The sequence below is a fragment of the Streptomyces sp. NPDC001513 genome (assembly GCF_042894695.1).
Classification (GTDB): domain Bacteria; phylum Actinomycetota; class Actinomycetes; order Streptomycetales; family Streptomycetaceae; genus Streptomyces.
In genome coordinates, this window is sequence record NZ_JBIAVU010000010.1 from 233,544 (window position 1) to 252,277 (window position 18,734).

General features: G+C 73.5%; 16 protein-coding genes and 1 tRNA gene. 2 read left to right on the forward strand and 15 right to left on the reverse strand.

The features are described 5' to 3' along the window. Positions 1-92: 92 nt before the first annotated feature. Positions 93-2,441 (reverse strand): SPFH domain-containing protein, encoded by a 2,349-nt coding sequence (locus ACFYZ4_RS23535; RefSeq protein ID WP_390784748.1) that lies wholly within the window; start codon positions 2,439-2,441, stop codon positions 93-95. Continuing rightward, positions 2,438-3,787: a peptidoglycan-binding protein gene (locus tag ACFYZ4_RS23540; RefSeq protein ID WP_351304196.1), complete on the reverse strand. Its 1,350-nt coding sequence runs from the start codon at positions 3,785-3,787 to the stop codon at positions 2,438-2,440. Before ACFYZ4_RS23540 ends, ACFYZ4_RS23535 begins: the two co-directional genes overlap by 4 nt. A 226-nt stretch (positions 3,788-4,013) precedes the next feature. Here ACFYZ4_RS23540 and ACFYZ4_RS23545 point away from each other — a divergent pair. Further along, positions 4,014-4,087: transfer RNA gene (locus ACFYZ4_RS23545), tRNA-Lys, on the forward strand. A 55-nt stretch (positions 4,088-4,142) separates the two neighbouring features. Here ACFYZ4_RS23545 and ACFYZ4_RS23550 read toward each other — a convergent pair. From ACFYZ4_RS23550 to ACFYZ4_RS23610, 13 genes are all read right to left on the reverse strand, one after another. After that, on the reverse strand, positions 4,143-4,802 hold the full coding sequence (locus ACFYZ4_RS23550) for a class F sortase (protein WP_390784749.1): 660 nt from the start codon (positions 4,800-4,802) through the stop codon (positions 4,143-4,145). A 40-nt stretch (positions 4,803-4,842) separates the two neighbouring features. Next, positions 4,843-5,448, reverse strand: a complete 606-nt coding sequence (locus ACFYZ4_RS23555; RefSeq protein WP_351302990.1) for a hypothetical protein — start codon at positions 5,446-5,448, stop codon at positions 4,843-4,845. A gap of 158 nt (positions 5,449-5,606) precedes the next feature. Continuing rightward, positions 5,607-6,386 (reverse strand): HAD-IIA family hydrolase, encoded by a 780-nt coding sequence (locus ACFYZ4_RS23560; RefSeq protein WP_390784750.1) that lies wholly within the window; start codon positions 6,384-6,386, stop codon positions 5,607-5,609. 153 nt (positions 6,387-6,539) lie between these two features. Next, entirely contained in the window at positions 6,540-8,069 is a 1,530-nt protein-coding gene (locus ACFYZ4_RS23565; RefSeq protein ID WP_390784751.1) for an alkaline phosphatase family protein, read from the reverse strand. A gap of 133 nt (positions 8,070-8,202) precedes the next feature. Then, a complete protein-coding gene (locus tag ACFYZ4_RS23570) occupies positions 8,203-9,276 on the reverse strand; it encodes a 2-aminoethylphosphonate ABC transporter substrate-binding protein (RefSeq protein ID WP_390784752.1) in 1,074 nt (357 codons plus the stop codon). Between the two features lie 55 nt (positions 9,277-9,331). Further along, positions 9,332-10,129: an ABC transporter permease subunit gene (locus ACFYZ4_RS23575; protein ID WP_351302981.1), complete on the reverse strand. Its 798-nt coding sequence runs from the start codon at positions 10,127-10,129 to the stop codon at positions 9,332-9,334. Continuing rightward, complete coding sequence (locus tag ACFYZ4_RS23580) at positions 10,116-11,018, reverse strand: 2-aminoethylphosphonate ABC transporter permease subunit (protein WP_390784753.1); 903 nt, start codon at positions 11,016-11,018, stop codon at positions 10,116-10,118. The genes ACFYZ4_RS23575 and ACFYZ4_RS23580 overlap by 14 nt, the downstream gene beginning before the upstream one ends. Then, a complete protein-coding gene (locus tag ACFYZ4_RS23585; RefSeq protein WP_351302975.1) occupies positions 11,011-12,060 on the reverse strand; it encodes an ABC transporter ATP-binding protein in 1,050 nt (349 codons plus the stop codon). The genes ACFYZ4_RS23580 and ACFYZ4_RS23585 overlap by 8 nt, the downstream gene beginning before the upstream one ends. Then, entirely contained in the window at positions 12,057-12,752 is a 696-nt protein-coding gene (locus tag ACFYZ4_RS23590) for a phosphonatase-like hydrolase (protein WP_351302973.1), read from the reverse strand. The genes ACFYZ4_RS23585 and ACFYZ4_RS23590 overlap by 4 nt, the downstream gene beginning before the upstream one ends. Before the next feature lie 5 nt (positions 12,753-12,757). After that, a complete protein-coding gene (locus tag ACFYZ4_RS23595) occupies positions 12,758-13,879 on the reverse strand; it encodes a TIGR03364 family FAD-dependent oxidoreductase (RefSeq protein ID WP_351302970.1) in 1,122 nt (373 codons plus the stop codon). A gap of 159 nt (positions 13,880-14,038) precedes the next feature. Continuing rightward, positions 14,039-14,803, reverse strand: a complete 765-nt coding sequence (locus tag ACFYZ4_RS23600) for a GntR family transcriptional regulator (RefSeq protein WP_351302967.1) — start codon at positions 14,801-14,803, stop codon at positions 14,039-14,041. A gap of 298 nt (positions 14,804-15,101) precedes the next feature. Beyond that, positions 15,102-15,842: a hypothetical protein gene (locus tag ACFYZ4_RS23605; protein ID WP_384352240.1), complete on the reverse strand. Its 741-nt coding sequence runs from the start codon at positions 15,840-15,842 to the stop codon at positions 15,102-15,104. A 453-nt stretch (positions 15,843-16,295) separates the two neighbouring features. Further along, positions 16,296-17,471, reverse strand: a complete 1,176-nt coding sequence (locus ACFYZ4_RS23610) for an ROK family protein (protein ID WP_390784754.1) — start codon at positions 17,469-17,471, stop codon at positions 16,296-16,298. A gap of 55 nt (positions 17,472-17,526) precedes the next feature. On the opposite strand from ACFYZ4_RS23610, the gene ACFYZ4_RS23615 reads away from it, so the two are divergent. Beyond that, positions 17,527-18,648, forward strand: a complete 1,122-nt coding sequence (locus tag ACFYZ4_RS23615; protein WP_390784755.1) for a Gfo/Idh/MocA family oxidoreductase — start codon at positions 17,527-17,529, stop codon at positions 18,646-18,648. Positions 18,649-18,734 lie beyond the last annotated feature (86 nt).

Here is an 18,734-nt window from a genome sequence, read left to right on the forward strand (position 1 = left end):
CCATGTCCATACCAATGGGAAAACGGGTGGTCCGGTAAATTCCGGCCACCCGTTCCCGTGCTGCTGGACTTCTGGACTGCTGAGCTGCCGCCCTACTCGGGGCGTCCCGTGTAGAAGGCGACCGTGAGGTCCTTCACCAGGGCCTTGCGCTCGTAGTCGTCGAGCTCGACCAGCCCGCGCGAGGTCAGCCGGTGCACGGTGTCGTCGACCGCGTCCACGACCGAGGTCAGCACGGTGTCCCGGTGCTTGGCGTCGATCGCCGCGACCCGGCGGCGGCGCATGGCCTCGGCGACCTCGGCCGCGTACTCGATCCGGGTCGGCTGCGCCGAGAACACCTCGATCCCGACGGCCTCGGTCTCGGCCGCCAGCATCCGGGTCAGCGCGTCGCCGACGGCCTCGGCGTCGCGCAGGGTCGGGGCGTCCTCGTGGAAGGCGTCGGCCGGGAGCTGGGACAGGACGCGGGCCATGGCCGATTCGACCTGCTCGGCGAGGTACTCCGTGTGGTCCTCGACGGCGAGCGTGGCCCGGGCCGTGTCCTTGACCTGCCAGACGACCTGCACGACGACCTGGAGGGCGAGGCCGCCGGAGTCCACGGCGGGCATGGGGTCGCTGCGCCAGTGCCGCAGCCGTACGTCGACCCGGCGGCGCAGGAGGAGGGGGCTGACCCAGGTCAGGCCGGTACGGCGGACCGTGCCGCGGTAGCGGCCGAAGAGGGTGAGCACCCAGGCGTGGCCGGTGCGGGCCCGGCCGAGGCCGCCGAGCGCGACGAGGGCGACGATGCCGAGGAAGGCGAGCGGGGGCCAGTGGGTGGCGCGCAGGCCGTGGTAGGCGCGGGGGGTCGCGCCGAAGGCCGCCACGAAGGGGGCGGGGACGGCCCCGGCCCGCCAGAGCACGGCCGTGCAGCCGGCGAGGGCGAGGCCGCCGACGGCCACGCCGACCCAGCCGGGCAGCACCGGGCCGCGGTGCTCCCGGAGCCGGTCGTCGCCCCGGGGGACGCGGCGGCCGGGGGCGGGCCGGGGGGTGTTCCGGGACCGGTCGGGCCGGGCGGCGGGCGTGGGCATCGGCCGGGGGTCGCCGCGGAAGGGGAGGTGCACCGGGACCTCGGTGACGGAGGTACCGCGTTGCCGCCCGAAGCGGGGGGCGCCCTCGGAGTCGCCCGGCGTCGGCGGCTTCTCCAGGCCGCGCGCCACCGCCTGGGCGACGATCTCGGCCGGGCCGGGGCCGGGCACACCGGCGGAGTACGCGGCCACGGGCTCGGGCTCGGCGTCCGCCTCGGGCTCGGGGTCAGGCGCGGGGTCGGGCTCGATGGTCCGCAGGTTCAGGGTGGCCGCCCCGGCAGCCTGGGCCTCCGCTTCCTCCGCGTCCTGGGGGTGCGGGATCTCCGGGCCCGCGGCGGCAGGCGGCTCGGACTCGGCCCCGGGCTCGGACTCCGCCCGGGCCGCCGGAACCTCCCATCCGTGCGGCGCCACCGGTTCCTCGGCCTGTACCGCGACGGGGGCGCCCACCCCGGCCGCCTCCTCGCGCGGAGCGCCCACGGCGGCATCCGGGCGCGGCTCGGCCACCGCCACGGCCGTTGCCGCGGCCGGGCCGAACGAGGCGGAGGCCACGGCCAGGGCCTCCGCCTCCCACACCGGGTGCTCGCGCGGTGCCTCCGCGGCCACACCGGAGTCCGGGCGCGGCACGGCGACGGCCACGGCCGAGCTGTGCGAGGCCGCGACCTCGGGCTCCGCCGCCCACGCGGACTGCGCGGCGCGGCCGGGCCCGCCCGGGGCGACGGCGGCCTGCGCGAAGCCCGCGCCGGGGACGGGCTCCGGCTCGGCCGCCCACGCCGGGCGTGCCTGCGGTGCGGGAGCGGCTACGGCCGCGAGTGCGGGCTCCGGCTGCGCGGCCTCCCACGCGGGGTGGGAGCGCGGCCCTTCCGGCGCCTGGTGGGAGACGGGTGCCGGCTCGCCCCAGCCGGACCCGCCTTGGGCCGGGGCCGCCGACGCCGTACGGGGGTCCGGGCCGGCCGGGGCGGCGAAGGGCGCGGCGGCGAAGGCCGGGGCGGGCCGCAGCTCGGTCGCCCACCCCGGGTGGGAGCGCGGCCCTTCCGGCGCCGGGCGGGAGACAGGGGCCGGCTCGCCCCGGCCGGGCCCGGCTTGGGCGACGGCGGCCTGCGCGAAGCCCGCGCCGGGCACGGGCTCCGGCTCGGCCGCCCACGCCGGGCGGGCGTACGGGCCGGGAGCGGCTACGGCCGCGGCAGCGAGTGCGGGCTCCGCTTCCGCGGCCGCCCACGCCGGGTGGGAGCGCGGTGCGTCCCGGCCGGCGTGGGCGGCCGGGGCGACGGCGGCGGGCTGCTGCGCCGCCGGCCGCGCCGGGACGGCGCGGGGCGCCGCCGGCGGTACGCGGAGGGTGCCCGTCGTCGAGGTGGTGCGCGTGGGGAACATCGTTACCTCCGTCATGCGAACAGCCGGCGCCAGGTTTCCGGGCCCGGGTAGCCGTTGGCCGAGGCGCCGCGCCAGCCCTGTGCGCGCTGGAAGGCCTCGACGTTGCGGCGGTCGGCCTCACCCCAGCGGGGGCCCGGGCCGGATGTGTAGTACTTGCCGAAGCCCTTCTTGACCAGCTGCCGGCCGAGGGCCTCGACGGCCGCGTTCGCCTGGCCCGGGCGGAACAGCGCGGCCCCCGGGTAGGCCCGTACGCCGCCCGGTCCCGGCGCCGCGCCCACCAGCGGCGCGATGTTGCCGCCCTGCTTCTCGACGAGCAGGCGCCAGGTGTGCGCTCCGGGGATGCCGTCGGCGTCCGCGCCCGACCAGCCCTGGGCGCGCTGGAAGGCCTGGGTGGCGAGCTTGTCGTGGTCGCTCCACGTCCGGTCCGCCACCCCCTTGGGGTAGAAGCGGTACGCGCCGCGCTCGATCAGCATCCGGCCCAGCTGCGCCACGAAGTCGTTCGTGGCGCCCGGGGCGAACTTGTCCGCGCCCGGGAAGGCCTTGGCGTCGCCCGGTTTCGGGCCAGCCGCCGGCGGTTCGGGGACGGCTCCCGGGACCTCGGGAACGACCCCGCCCGTCACCCCGTTGAACCGGTACGGGACGTACTTGGCCGCGTTGCTCCAGTAGCCGTAGGGCGTCGCCAGCTTCCGCGTGTTGGGGCGCGTCTGCTCGTAGGCGACGTAGTGCGTGCGCGTCTCGTCGACCCAGCCGCCGAAGAGGACCACGTGCGAGCCGTTGTTGGGGTCCGCCGGGTTGTGGAAGAGCAGCATGTCCCCCGGCAGCAGCTCGTCCTTGGTGATCTTCGTGGCGAATTTGTCGAGGCTGCCGGTCCACTCGTTCGAGCCGAGGTTCCAGGCCATGGAGACGTAGCCCGAGCAGTCCTGCCGGTAGCCGTCCGTGAAGTACGTGGACATGCTGTACGGGACCTGCGCGTCCAGCCACAGCTTCGCGCGGGTGATGATCGTCGTGCGGTCGATCCGCTTCACCGCGCCGGGCTTGGCGGGGGCGCCGGGCCAGCCGACCGGGCCGCCCTTCGGGCCGTGCAGCGGGGTCCGGTCGCCCTGCGGGGAGCCGGGGTCGTCCAGCGCCACCGGGCCGGTGACCGGGGAGGTCACGGTCATCGCGGCCGCGCTCCCTCCGCCGAGGACCACGCCCGCCGCCGTGGCCAGGACCAGCGCCCGCCGGGCCCCGCGGGCCGCGGGGTGACCCCCGTCGCGCAGCGGTATGGCCCGCGCGCGGGCGAGGGAGCGGCGGCGCTGGGCGCATCCCCGGCACACGCAGTCGCCCGCGGGCTCGTACTCCTCGAAGGCGGGCATCGGCATCTGCACATGCGTCGGAGGCTGCGTCGTCATGCGGATCCGTCCACTCCCCTGCTCGTCCCCTGCTCGTCCACTGGTCGGCCGGGCTCACATCTGATAAAGCATCAGATGTGCACGGCGCAGACATATCGTGCACGATGAACCCCTCAAACATGGGTTAATCGGACAAGGCGGGCGTGGCTGGTCACGAGCACCCGCGGAGGTGGGGTAGAGTTTTCCCTGTCACCAAGCGCCGCTAGCTCAGTTGGTTAGAGCAGCTGACTCTTAATCAGCGGGTCCGGGGTTCGAGTCCCTGGCGGCGCACAGACGAAAGAAGCCCCTCGCAGCGAAAGCTGCGAGGGGCTTCTTCGTTTCCCGGTCAGACCACCGTGCCCGGGCGGGCTCCCACGCCCGTCAGGTAGGCGGAGACCACCACGTTCGCCGTGTACTCCTTGGCCGCCTTGTCGTAGGTGCCGCCGCAGGTCACGAGCCTCAGCTCGGCCCGGCCCCGGACCCGCGGGCCGTACGCCTTGTGCGCGTCGAAGTCCGCGCGCTCGTAGACCCGTACGTCCTCGATCGTGAACTCGGCGACCGATCCGTCCGCCCGCACCACCCGCACCTTGTCACCCGGCTGGACGGTGCTCAGGCCGTAGAACACCGCCGGCTTGGAGCGCGTGTCCACGTGCCCCACCATCAGCGCCGCCCCCGCCGTCCCCGGCTGGGCGCCCCACCCCCACCAGCCCACCGTCCCCGGGCTCTCGTACGGGGGCGGTTCGAGCGCGCCGTCCTTGTCCAGGCCCCGGGAGATCACCGGGGCCTGGATGCCTATGGAGGGCACGTCGACGCGCTGGGGCAGGGCCGCGGCGAGCGGGGCGTGCGCGGCCGGCAGCCCCGGGCCCACCGCCCCGCCGGCCTGGCCGGAGGGCGGGGCGGGCGCCACGGTGAGCTGGCGGCCCCACAGCCACAGGCCGAGCACCAGCACGGACCAGGCGGCGAAGGTCAGCAGCCGGCCGCCCCCGGAAGCCTTGGCCTCACTCATCCGGCCCCCGCTCGTCCACCCGTCTCATCCGCCGGCCGCCTCACTCGCCGCTGCGGCGGCGGCGCAGGGTCAGCGCCCGGCCCGCGACGGCCAGGGTGGCGACGGCGGCCAGGATGGCGCCGATCACCGTGTGCGGCAGGCTCGGGCCGTCGTCGTGGTCCTTCTTCGCCGCGGCGGCGACGGGCTTGGCCGCCTCCGCGAGTTCGGCGGACATGCCGCCGCCGCCCGCGTGGACCGGCCAGACCGGCGAGGCGTGGTGGGTGGGGTGGCGGTACTGCGAGATCTGGACGGAGCCGGTGACCTTGTCGTGGCCGTCGCACGTCACCCGGATGGAGTGCCAGCCGGGCGAGGCGTGCGAGCTGATCATCGCCTCGCCGTAGAGCGGGCTGCGGCCGCCGTCACGGCCGTAGAGGTCGACGTCCGCGACGAAGACGGCGGACTTGGCCGCCCCTCTGGTGCCGTCGCATCCGTTGACGCGCAGCTTGACCTGCGCTCCGGGGTGGGCCGGATCCGGGTCGACCGTGATGCTGCCGCGGTCGCCGCGGTCCTCCTCGCCCGCCAGGGCGAGGGGCGCGGTCACCGCGGAGAACGCCGCGAGGGCGACGGACACGGCGGCGGCACGGAGAGCGATCGGGACACTGCGCATGGTGAACCTCCTCGTCAAGGAGATTCACGCGCGGCGCGCCGCTCCGCATCCGGAACGGCGCCGTACGTGTCAGCCGTACGCCTCAAACGCGGTACGCCCTGTCGGCCGTACGCGCCGAGCGCGCCGCACGCGCCCTGTGCGCCGTACGGCCGTACGCCTCAGACGAGGTCGACCAGATCCGCGATCGAGTCGACCGTCTTGGTCGGGCGGTACGGGAACTTCTCGGTGTCCGCGACCGAGGTCAGGCCGGTGAGGACGAGGAAGGTCTGCATGCCCGCCTCCAGGCCCGCCAGGACGTCGGTGTCCATCCGGTCGCCGATCATCGCGCTGGTCTCGGAGTGCGCGCCGATGGCGTTCAGTCCGGTGCGCATCATCAGCGGGTTGGGCTTGCCGGCGAAGTACGGCTGCTTGCCTGTCGCCTTGGTGATCAGCGCGGCGACCGCGCCGGTGGCCGGGAGCGGGCCCTCGGCGGAGGGGCCGGTCTCGTCGGGGTTGGTGCAGATGAAGCGGGCACCCGCGTTGATCAGGCGGACCGCCTTCGTCATGGCCTCGAAGCTGTACGTCCGGGTCTCGCCGAGGACCACGTAGTCGGGCTCGTGGTCGGTCAGGATGTAGCCGATGTCGTGCAGGGCGGTGGTCAGACCGGCCTCGCCGATGACGTACGCGGTGCCGCCCGGGCGCTGGTCGTCGAGGAACTTCGCGGTGGCCAGCGCGGAGGTCCAGATGTTCTCGACGGGAACGTCCAGGCCCATCCGGGACAGGCGGGCCTGGAGGTCGCGCGGGGTGTAGATCGAGTTGTTGGTCAGGACCAGGAAGGGCTTGCCTGACTCGCGCAGCCGCTTGATGAAGGCATCGGCGCCGGGGATCGGGGTGCCCTCGTGGATGAGGACCCCGTCCATGTCGGTGAGCCAGGATTCGATCGGCTTGCGCTCTGCCACTGGACTGTTCTCCGCTCTCGGTGGCCCGTGACCACCGACCACTGACCCACTGATGTCCGGCCGTACGACCTCCGGCCTCTGGTCTCTACCACCCTATCGGGGCCGGGCTGTGGACGTGCCGGCCGTCCACAGCCCGGACCGCGGGGGCCTGGATCAGCTCAGGCGGACGTTGTCGACGGTCCAGTACCAGTTGTTGTTCCCGCTGTAGCGGAAGCGGATCTGGACGTCGGTGGCGCCGGCCGGGACCTGGAGGGCGAGGGACTCGGCCTTGGCGACGGCGTCGGCGGTGTAGGACTTCACGACGGTCGGGGCGCCGCCGTTGTAGGAGACCAGGACCTGGGCGCTCTGGCCGGCCTCCTGGCGGTAGTGGGTCTGGAAGGTCAGATTGCGCGTGCTGCCGCCGGCGACCGCCCACTTGGGGGTGATCAGGGTGGAGTCGAAGGTGCCGGTGTGGCTCTTGTCGTCCCACTCGTCGGAGTCGGCGACGGCGAACACGTCACGGGAGCGGACGTTCAGCTCACGCCACTGGTCGCGCTGCGACTGGCTCCAGAACTCGTCGGTGGCGAAGGCCCAGCCGGCCCACTCGGTGACACCGCCGGTGCCCATCTTCGAGTTGTCCACGGACCAGCCGGCGGGCGGGGTGTGCGTGAAGCCCTTCACGCCCGCGGGGATGCCCGTCTCGTCCACGCGCGCCTGGAGGTTCGGGCGCAGGGTGTCGAAGGGGTCGTCGTCCGGGGCGTTCAGCGGGACCCCGTCGATGCCGGGGGCGCTCACGCCGACCTGGGCGAGCGCGGTCGCGGCGACGTCGACCAGCTTCACGTCGTCGCGGACCGAACCGGCCGGGATGCCGGCGCCCTTGGCGATGACGAAGGTGCCGCGCTCCTGGATGGTCGAGCCGCCGTGGCCGCCGGAGTTGGTGTGGCCGTGGTCGGTGGTGACCAGGACCTTCCAGTTCTCCTGGGCGTACGTGGGGCGGTTCTGGACGGCGGTGAGGAGCTGGCCGACCAGGGTGTCGACGCGGGCGATGGTGTCGAGGTACTGCTGGCTGGCGGCGCCGTAGGAGTGGCCGGCGGCGTCGATCTCGCCGAGGTAGACGAAGGCGGCGTCCGGGTTCTGGTCGCGCAGCTCGGCGGCGGCCGCGGCGGCGATCTTCGGGTCCTCGTTGCGGTAGCCGTCGCGGTCGCCCTTGAGGGAGAGGCGCTTGTCGACCTTCGGGGAGAAGATCGGGCCGTTCTGGTCGGTGGAGGTGATGGGCTCCCAGTCGGCGGCCGCGTACGTGTTGAGCGCCGGCTTGGCGTTCTCGATGCGGGTGAGGAAGTCCGGGTACGCGGTGTAGTTCTTGCCGGTGAAGGAGTTGTCCTTCACCCCGTGCTTGTCGGGCCAGACCCCGGTGGCGATGGTGGACCAGCCGGGGCCCGAGGAGGTGGCGGCCATCGGGTTCGCGTACAGGGTGCTGCGGGCGGTGAGGCCCTGGGCCATCAGGCCGTTCAGGTGCGGCGCGTTGGCGGCCTTGACGCGGTCGAGGACCGCGCCGTCGATGCCGATGACGAGGACCTTGTCGGTGCCGGCGAGGGCCGCGGCCTCGTCGGCGGTGGCGGCGTGCGCGCCGAGGGCGGTGGCGAGCAGGGCGGTGGCGGTGGCGGCCACGGCGAGGGTGCGTCCGGCGGGGACAGCAGTGGGCACGAACTCCTCCGGGAGTGATCGTGGGAAAGGCGCTGGGGACGTGCGCCGGGTCCGGACCGAAGGTGCGGTCTTCGGTCCAGACCCGTTATGCAACGGTCACTCTGCTGGTCTCGGATGACCAGGAGGCAACCAGTCAGCTTCCGGTCGCCGACTTCCACGCGTCGACGTAGCCGGTGAGGTTCTTGTCGATGTCGGCCCAGTCCGGCTCGAAGATCTCCACGCCCGTCATGATCCTGGTGAGCTCGACGGCGTTGGCGTCGGTCGGCTTGACGTCGGTGCGCGCCGGGAAGCCGCCGCCGATCTCGCTGACCAGCTTCTGGGCCTCCTCGCCGAGCATGAAGTCGAGGAGCTTCTTGCCGTTCTCGGAGTGCGGGGCCTTGTCGACCAGGCCGGCCGCGTAGGGCAGGGCGAAGCTGGTGGGCTTGCCGCCGTCCTTCGCCGGGAACCAGATGCCCAGGTTCGGCATGGACTTGGACTGCGCGAAGTTCATCTGGACGTCGCCGTTGGCCACGAGCAGCTCGCCCTTGTCCGTCTTCGGCGCGAGCTTGCTGGTGGAGGAGGACGGGCCGACGTTGTTGGCCTGGAGCTTCTTCAGGTACTCCAGCGCCGGCTCCTTGCCGCCGAAGTCGTGCATCGCCTTGATGAGGACGGCCGTGCCGTCGCCCGCGACGCCCGGGGTGGAGTACTGCAGCTTGCCCTTGTACTTGGCGTCGAGCAGCTCCTCCCAGGTCTTGGGGGCCTCGGGGAGCTCCTTCTTGTTGTAGACGAAGCCGAAGTAGTTCTTGACGACCGAGGTCCACTTGCCGTCGGCGGCCTTGTCGGCGCCGTTGACCTTGTCGGAGCCCTGCGGCTCGTAGGCCTGGAGCAGGCCCTTGCCGTCGGCCTGCTGGATGAAGGGCGGCAGGGTGATCAGCACGTCGGCCTGGGTGTTGGTCTTCTCGCGGACGGCGCGCTGCACCATCTCGCCCGAGCCGCCCTCGACGTACTTGACCTCGATGCCGGTCTTCTTGGTGAAGTCGGCGAAGACCTTGTCGTACCAGCCGTCGCCCTTCTCGCTCTTGAGGCCGTCGGCGCTGTAGACGGTGACGATCTTCTCTTCGCCCTGGGAGTCGGCGGAGGAGGAGCCGCCGCAGGCGGTGAGGGAGGCGGTGAGGGCGAGGCCGACGACGACGGCGGCGGCGCTGCGGAGCAGGAGCTTGCTGGGCATGGAACTTCCTTACGGGGAAAGGGAGTCAGCGGGGATTCAGCAGGGGTTTCCGGATTCAGCGGTACGAGGCCTTGGTGCGGACCCGGGAGACGGCCAGGAGCACCAGCAGGGTGGCGGCCATCAGGACCACGGCGACGGCGGAGCCGCTGAAGAGCGAACCGCGGTCGGTGGCGGTGAAGATGCGGACGGGCAGGGGCATCCAGTCCGGCGGGTAGAGCATCATCGTGGCGCTCAGCTCGCCCATGGACAGGGCGAAGCAGAGGCCGGCCGCGGCCGTGAGGGACGGCAGCAGGAGGGGGAGCCTGACCCGCCACAGGACGTACGCGGGGCGGGCGCCGAGGGAGGCCGCCGCCTGCTCGTACGCGGGGTCGAGCCGTACGATCGCGGCCGAGACCGACTGGTAGGCGAACGCCGTGACAAGGATCGTGTGCGCCAGGATGACGATCGAGCTGGTGCCGTTGAGCAGGACCGGCGGCCGGCTGAAGGCGACGAGCACGGCGAGGCCGACGACCACGGACGGGACGGCCACGGGCAGCATGAACAGCGCGTCCAGGGACCGCTTCCCGCGCTTCTTCAACGTGGCGGCGGCCAGCGCGGCCCAGGTGCCGACGGTGAGGGCGAGGAGGCTGGCGGCGAGGGCGGTGACCAGGCTGGTGGTCAGGGCCTGGAGGGATTCGCCGCGCACGGCGGAGGCGTAGTTCGCGGTGGTCGGGCCGGAAGGGAAGGCCCCGGACCAGTGGGTCGAGAAGGACGCGGCCACCACGACGAGCAGGGGCAGGGCGAACAGCGGCAGGAAGAGGAGGCCGAAGAGGCCCCAGGCCGCCCAGCGGCCGGTCTTGCTATGCACCAGCACGCTTGCTCACCACCCGGTAGAGGCCGAACAGGCCGACGGAGATCGCGATGTTGACGACGGCGACCACGCAGGCGGCCGCGTAGTCGGATTCGAGGATGGCCTTGCCGTAGATGAGCATCGGCAGGGTCGTGACGTCCTTGGCTCCGGTGAAGAGGACGATCCCGAACTCGTTGAGGCACATGACCAGGACGAGGCTGCCGCCCGCGGCGAGCGCCGGAAGGGCCTCGGGGAGGATCACCTTCCGGACGATCCGGGCGGGCCGGGCGCCGAGGCCGGCGGCGACCTCCAACTGGGCGGTCTCCAGCTGGGAGAAGGCCGCGAGCAGCGGGCGCATCACGAAGGGCGTGAAGTACGTGATCTCCGCGAGGAGGACGCCCCAGGGGGTGGTCAGGAAGTGGAAGGGCCCCTCGGCGGCGCCGGTGAGGCCGGTCCAGGCCCCGTTGGCCATGCCCACCGTCCCGTAGACGAAGAGGAGGGCGAGGGTGACGAGGAAGGAGGGGAAGGAGAGGAACACGTCGATGAACTTCGCGACGGCCCGGGCCCCGGGGAAGGGCACGAAGGCGATGACCAGCGCGAGCACGAACCCGAGGACGAGACAGCCGACGGTGGCCCCGACGGCCAGCCAGACGGTGGTCCCGAGCGCCTCGCGGAAGCTCTGCGAGGCGAAGACGGAGGCATACGCGTCGAAGGCGCCGCCACCGTTCTCGGGGCTCAGCGACTGCTGGACGACCAGCGCGAGCGGATACAGGAACACGAGCGCAAGCACGGCGACGGGCGGCAGCACCCACAGTGCGCCATTCAGCCTCGCCGGCGATTGAGGCGCGGGGTCCGGGGCGGAGCCCCGGTCTTGTGCCTGCACGGGCGCGGCGCTCAGAGTCGCCTCAGCCATCGGACACCCCAGCGGCCAGCAGCACCGCATCGCGCGGCTCGAAGTACAGCGTGACCCTGTCCCCCAGCGCCGGAGTCTCCCGCAGCTCGGGAAGGTCCGCCTTGACGCGGTGGCCGTCGACGTCGACGTACAGCCGGTGCGTCGAGCCGCGCCACTGGACCTCGGCGATCGTCCCGGTCAGGGCGTTGGGGCCGGCCCCGAGGCCGAGCAGGTGCGGCCGTACGCACAGCGTGGCGGTGGAGCCCGGCGCCGCGCGGCCGCGGTCGAGGGTCAGGGTGCGGCCCTCGAAGACCGCGCCGGCCTCGGCGACCGTGACCGGCAGCAGGTTCGCGTTGCCGACGAAGGACGCGGTGAACTCGGTGCGCGGGGCCCGGTACAGCTGCTGCGGGGTCCCGCAGTCCTGGAGGCGGGCCTTGTCCATGACGGCGATCCGGTCGGCCAGGGTGAGCGCCTCGACCTGGTCGTGGGTGACGTACAGGATGGAGACGTCGGGCAGTTCGCGGTGCAGGCGGGCCAGTTCGGCGAGCATCCCGGAGCGCAGCTGCGCGTCGAGCGCCGAGAGGGGCTCGTCCAGCAGGAGCACCCCGGGGCGGATGGCGAGGGCGCGGGCGATGGCGACGCGCTGCTGCTGGCCGCCCGAGAGCTCGCGGGGGTAGCGCCGCGCGTAGGCGCCCATGCCGGTCAGTTCCAGGGCCTCGGCGACCCGGCCGGGTATCTCGGCCTTGGGTGCCTTCTGGGCCCGGAGGCCGAAGGCGACGTTGTCCTCGACCCGCATGTGCGGGAAGAGCGCGTACTGCTGGACGACCATGCCGATGCCGCGCTTGTGCGGCGGGAGCGCGGTGACGTCCTTGCCGCCGATCAGCACCCGGCCCGCGACGGGCCGTACGAAACCGGCGACCGCGCGCAGCGCCGTGGTCTTGCCCGAACCGGAGGGGCCGAGCAGCGCCATCACCTCGCCCGGTTCGACGGTCAGGTCGAGGGAGTCCAGGACGGTCGCGGCGCCGTAGGCGACGCTGACCCCGTCGAAGCGGATGCCGCTCACGCCGACTCCGGCAGGAGGTCCGGAAGTTCGGCGACGGAGCCGAGGACGTGGGTCGCGCCGTTCGCGGTGAGCGCCGCGCGGTCGTGGGCGCCGGTGAGGACGCCCGCGACGATCCCGGCGCCGGCGCGACGGCCGCTGAGCATGTCGTAGGCGGTGTCGCCGACGACCACGGTGTCGCGTACGTCGGTCACGGCGCCGGTGCGCAGGAACGCGGTCAGCACCATGTCCGGGAAGGGCCGGCCGCGGCCGCCCGCGTCGGCCGGGCAGAGGGTCAGGTCGGCGAGGTTCTGCCAGCCGAGGGCGTCGAGGATGGCGTCCTGGGTGACGCGGGCGAAGCCGGTGGTCAGGACGACGGTGCGGCCGTCGGCGCGGAGCTTCTCTACGGCGTCGCGGGCGCCGGGGATCGGGGCGATCAGGCCGCCGTCGACGAGCTCCGCGTACGCCTCCTCGAAGGCGGAGTTGGCGCGCCGGGCGAGTTCCTCCGTACCGAAGAGGTGGCGGAAGACCGTGATCTTGGATTCGCCCATGGTGTCGCGGACGTACTGGAGCTTGGCGGCGTGGTCGGGGGTGCCGGGTTCCACGCCGAGGCGTTCGGCGGCGCGCTCGAAGGCGCGCTCGACGAGGCCGCCGTCGGCGACGGTGGTGCCGGCCATGTCGAGGACGATCAGGTTCTGCGTGCGGTTCTCGGTCATCGGATTTACCAGCCCAGTTCGTTCGCGGTGGTCTCGGCTATGGCGGGCGAGCAGGTCATGCCGCGCCCGCCGGGTCCGGTCACCAGCCAGACGCCGTCGGCCACCTGCTGGCGGTGGACGACGCGGGTGGTGTCGGTGCACTGCGCGTACACGCCCGCCCAGCGGTGCCGGATCTTCGGCAGCGGGCGGCCCAGGAAGCCCTCGACGACCCCGGTGAGGTGCTCGTAGGGGTCTTCGAGGGTGTCGAAGGCGAAGGGGTGCTCGTACTCGTGGGTGTCGCCGATGGTCAGTCCGCCGTCCTGGCGCTGGACCATCAGCAACTGCATCTTGTGCGCGGCGGCGACGGGTTCCTGGTCCTGCCCGGCATTGAGGGCGTCGAGCGCGGGGGACTTGTAGGCGGGGTAGTAGCGGAAGCTGTCGGCGTCCGCGACGGAGGTGGCGAGCGTCTCGCCGAGCGGGGCGGTCTGCATCATCTGGAGGCGGACGCGGCGCACGGGCAGGTCGGGGACCAGCTCGCGGACCAGGCCGGACAGCCAGGCGCCGGTGGCGAGGACGACCGCGTCGCCGCGGTGCACGTCGCCGTGGTCGTCGCGGACGGCGCCGGGGGCGATCACCTCGCGCACCTCCCGGCCGGGCAGGAAGGTGTACCGGCCGCTGGCCTTGAGCGCCTCCCGCAGGTGGAGCTGCGCGGTGCGGGGCTCGACGGCCGCGTCGCGTTCGCACCACAGGGCGGCCTCGAAGGCGCCGCGCAGGGCCGGGTTGATCTGCCGCGCCTCGTCGGCGGTGACCAGCTTGTAGCCGCGAGCGGCGGCGTCGGGGCGGGCCAGGGCCGCCTCGGCGACGGCGTACTCGCGGTCGGTACGGACGGGGGTGAGGGAGCCGTTGGCGCGGAAGCCCAGGCCGGGCACCTCCGCGCCGATGCGCTCCCAGAGCTCGCGGGCCCGCAGGGCGGTGTCGAGCTCCTCTCCCCCGGCCCGTCCGCTGACCCAGATCTGGCCGAAATTGCGCAGTGACGCGCCGCGGGCCTCCGCCTCTCGCTCGATCTGGACGACCTCGTGGCCGCGTTGGACTGCTTGCCAGGCGTGCATGGTGCCGACCACGCCGCCTCCGACGACTATGACTCTCACGCCGCCAACGGTGGGCGCCGACCGTGACCCGGAAGGATCCGTCCGGCAACGCGTCGGTGAACGGCCCTCGACACTTGGACTAGACCCGTTATCTTTTTGTGACCAGAGTGCGGTGTTCATATATCCCTTTACGACGGGTGTGCGTGGATCGACCTGCGGCTATTCGGCGCGCAGACGGGTCGTGAAGCTGAACCGATCACCACGGTAAAGCGAACGCACCCGTTCCAGCGGCCGGCCGTCCTGATCCCGCGAGAAACGGTGGATGAGCAGCATGGGCAGGGCGGGCGGAGTACCGATCAGCAGGGCCTCGCGGGGCGTCGCGAGCACCGTCTCCAGCTTCTCGTCGGCCTCCCCGAAGGCGATGTCGAGGCTGTCGCGGAGGTATCCGTAGAAGGAGGAGTCCGGCTTGAAATCGCTGTCGAGGCGGGGGGCGCGGGCCACCCGGATGTACGTGCTCTCCAGGCCGACGCGCTCGTCGTCGGCCAGCAGGACCCGCTCCAGGTGCCAGACGGGCTCGCCGGGCTCGGCGCCGATGCCGGGGGCGAGGTCGGGCGGGCAGGGGAACTGCTCCAGGCCGATGAGGTGACGGCCCGGGCGGCGGCCCTGACGGCGCACGCCCTCGGTGTAACTGGCGAGGGAGAGCGGCTGCTCCAGCTTCGGACCGGCGACGACCGTCCCGCGGCCGTGGCGGCGCAGCCGGCCCTCCAGCAGCAGCTCGCGCAGGGCCTGGCGGACGGTCTCGCGGGACACCTCGTACTGCTCGGCGAGATCCCGCTCGGTGGGCAGCGCGCCGCCCTCGCCGAGCTCGTCGATGAGCCCGGAGATGCGGGCCTTGACGGCGTAGTACTTGGGGATGCGGCCGTGCTCGGGAATGCCGGAACGCACGGGTGAGCCGGGGCGGTGGCGCGGGGTCTGTTCTTCCACGGGGGGACTCTATGCGGGGTGGTTTGGGCGGGTCGGGGTCGGGGCGGCGGCGGCCGGCTGTGGCCGGGGCCAACGATCGGGGCTGGGTTTGGTGTGGCGGAGCCTGCTCCGGCTGGGGGCCGGGTCCGGTGGGGCCGGGCGCGCGCCGGGGCGTCTCCTCGGGCGCCGAACGTGACGAGGGGTCGGAGAGCTCGGCCCCGAGGCGTTCGGCGCCCTGCGGGGATCACCCCGACACACACCCGACCCCACCGGACCCGACCCGGGCGGTCGGACACGGGGGGATTGGCGGCCAGAGGTGTCAGCGACGGTGTTCGGAGGTACGGAGGCGGCGGGCGCTCAGCAGGAGGCCTCCGCCGGTGGCGAGGGCGGCCACGGCGCCCGCTCCGTACGCCCACTCGCGCGGGCCGGTGTGGGCGAGGGAGCCCGCCTCGACGGGATCCTCCGGGCTCTCGACGGAGAAGCGGTAGCCGCCGGCCTCGCCGATCCAGTCACCGTCGTCGCCCTTGCGCTGGACGAGGGCGGCGTCGGCGAGGACCTCGCCGGTGGGGGCGTCGGGGGCGAAGGCGAGGCCGACCCTGACGGTCAGGGAGCCGCCGGGGCCGACGGTGAAGCCGGGGAAGGCATCACCGCCGTCGAAGACGGCGATGATCTCGTCGCGGTCGCTGCGCTCCAGGCTGGTGGGGAAGGTGCCGCCCGGAGCGTCGAACTCCATCCGCAGGTGGGCGGGGCGCAGGACGCGGGCCTTGTCGGTGAAGACGACGACGGGGTGGATGGCCGTGCACTCGGAGTCCGTGGTGTTGGTCAGGTCCAGGTACCAGGTCTGCGGGTCGCCGCCGGTGCGGTACACGGCCGGGCCGCCGCGGATGCGCGCCCCGATGGGGAAGGCGGTGCTCTTCCCGTCGCCACAGGTGGCCTGTGCGCGGGAAGGCAGCGCAGGTGCGGGTCGGGCCCCGCCGCCGGTCCCGATGTCCGCGGCCGCGGTGGGGGCGGTGGTGGCTACGAGTACGGCGGTGAGGGCAAGGGCTTTGCGCAGTCGCATGGAAGACCTTCGCTGCTCGCCGGACGGGACGATGATCGGACCAGGTGACAATCACCCTGGCTGTGCCCGCACCGTGCCACGCCCGCGGATCCCCACCCCGCGCGCCACGCCTGAGCCGTTCCGGTTTACGCCCGATCGCCGGACGGGTCAACCCCCGAACTGTCCGACCGCCCGGGGTCGGGTCCGGTGGGGTCGGGTGTGTGTCGGGGTGATCCCCGCAGGGCGCCGAACGCATCGGGGCTCCACTCTCCGACCCCTCGCCACGTTCGGCGCCCGAGGAGACGCCCCGGCGCGCGCCCGGCCCCACCGGACCCGGCCCCACCACACCCAGCCCCGCCGGCGTTTGAGGCGCGGGGTCCGGGGCAGAGCCCCGATCGTTGGCGCCGGCCACAACCGGCCGGCACCGGCACACCCGGGGCCAAGCCACAGCCGGCGGAGCCAAGCGGCAGGCGACTAGGTTCGCCCGAACACAGGGCCCAGCACCAGCTCCGCCGCCCCCTCCGCCACCCCCACCTCCGCGAGCGCGACGAAGACACCTGCCCCCCACCCTCGGAGGGCCATCGCCGACCGAACCCGCTCCAGGAAGACCCCCGGCGCCGCCGCCACCACACGCCCGCCGAGCAGCACCCGGTCCACATCCAGCAGCGCGACCAGATTGGCCGCAGCCTCGCCCAGGATCCGTGCCGCCTCGGGAAGATCGCCTCGGGCCACCGCGTCCAGGCACAGCGCCTCCACACAGCCTCGCGCCCCGCACCGGCACGGCGGGCCGTCCAGCAGGAGCACCTGGTGCCCGAACTCCCCCGCCGCCGAGCGCTCACCGCGGTAGACCTCGCCTCCCAGCCACAACCCTGCGCCGAGCCCGGTCCCGAAGTGCAGGTACACGCAGGTGCGGGGCCCTCCGTCGGCAAACGGATACGCATACGCAGCCGGCGCGGCGTCCGCGTCACGCCAGGCATCCGCGTCACGCCCGGCACCCGCATCCGGCCAGGCGGCCCGGAGCCACGCCCCGGCAGCCGCGGCCGCACCGGCGTTCGTGTCCTTGTCCAGCAGCACCGGCAGGCCCAGCCGCCGCTGCAGCACCCCCCGCAGCGGAAACCCCTTCCAGCTCGGGAACCCCGTCACCCGCCCCATCGTCCCGGCCCGGTGGTCGAGCGGCCCCGGTGCGGCCACCCCGACGCCCAGGAGCGGCAGGCCGGTGGGGTTTCCGACCCTCGCGACCGCCCGTACGACGGCCTCCACCACCGCCTCCGGGCCGGCCCCGAAGTCCAGCGGGCCACCGCTCTCGGCAACGACGCGGCCCGCCAGGTCCACCCGTACCGCCCGGAGCTCGTCGCGGTCCAGGTGCACTCCGGCGGCGTGATGTACGTCCGGCACCAGCCGGAGCAGGGTGCGCGGTTTGCCGCCGGTGGACGCGGCGCGTCCGGCCTCCGCGACCAGCCCGTCCGCGCCGAGCCGTGCCGTGATCTTGCTGACGGCCTGCGGGGTGAGCCCCGTGCGCGCCGCGAGTTCCGTGCGGCCCAGGCCCGCCGGACCGGCGCCGCGCAGCAGCTCCAGCATCAGCGCCTCGTTGTGCCCGCGCAGCGCCGGCAGGTTCACCCCGCCGCGCCCGTCCCCGCTACCCCTGTTCACGAGCCCATTGTCCACCTTCCTTGCACTTCTACAACACTGTTGCCAAAGTGGTTCCATGAGCAACCCCGCCTCCCCTTCCTCCCCCGCCTCCCCCGCACCCCTCCGCGTCGGCCTCATCGGCTACGGACTCGCCGGTTCCGTCTTCCACGCCCCCCTCGTGACCGCCACGGACGGACTCGTCCTCGACACCGTCGTCACCTCCGACCCGGCCCGCCAGGCCCAGGCCCGCGCGGAGTTCCCCGACGTCCGCATCGCCGCCACCGCCGACGAGCTGTGGGACCGGGACCTCGACCTCGTCGTGGTCGCCTCCCCCAACCGGACGCACGTCCCGCTCGCCACCACCGCCCTCGAAGCGGGGATCCCGGTGGTCGTGGACAAGCCGCTCGCCGCCACCGCCGCCGAGGCCCGCGCGCTGGCCGCCCTCGCGGACCGCAGCGGAACCTTCCTCTCCGTCTTCCAGAACCGCCGCTGGGACAACGACTTCCTCACCCTGCAGCGCCTCCTCGTGGAGGGCGAACTCGGCGAGATCCAGCGCTTCGAGTCCCGTTTCGAGCGCTGGCGCCCGCAGCTGAAGGGCGGCTGGCGCGAGTCGGGCGCCCCGGAGGAGATCGGCGGCCTGCTGTACGACCTCGGCAGCCACGTCGTGGACCAGGCGCTCGTGCTCTTCGGTCCGGCCGTACGGGTCTACGCGGAGACCGACGCGCGCCGTCCGGGCGCCGAGACGGACGACGACACCTTCATCGCCGTCACGCACGCGAACGGGGTCCGCTCCCACTTCTACGTCAGCGCGACCACCGCGCAGCTGGGACCGCGGTTCCGGGTGCTGGGTTCGCGGGCCGGCTACGTGAAGTACGGACTCGACCCGCAGGAGGGCGCCCTGCGCGAGGGGCTGCGGCCGGACGGCGAGACGCCGTGGGGCGAGGAGCCCCCGCACCTGTGGGGACGGGTCGGGTCCGGGGAGTCCCCGCTGACCGGGGGCGGCACCCCGCTGCCGACCGAGCCGGGCGACTACCCGGCGTACTACGCGGCCGTGGCGGCCGCCCTGCGCACGGGCGGGCCGGCCCCGGTCACGGCACACGAGGCCGCGCACTGTCTCGACGTACTGGAGGCGGCGCGCAGGTCGTCCCTTGAGGGTGTGGTGGTGGAGATTCCCGCCGCGCCCTCCGGTTCCGAGTGAGGTACGGCGCGCGAACGCGGGGAGGGGGCGGGACCGCGATCGCGGTCCCGCCCCCTCCCCGCGTTCGCGCGCCGTACCTCACTCGG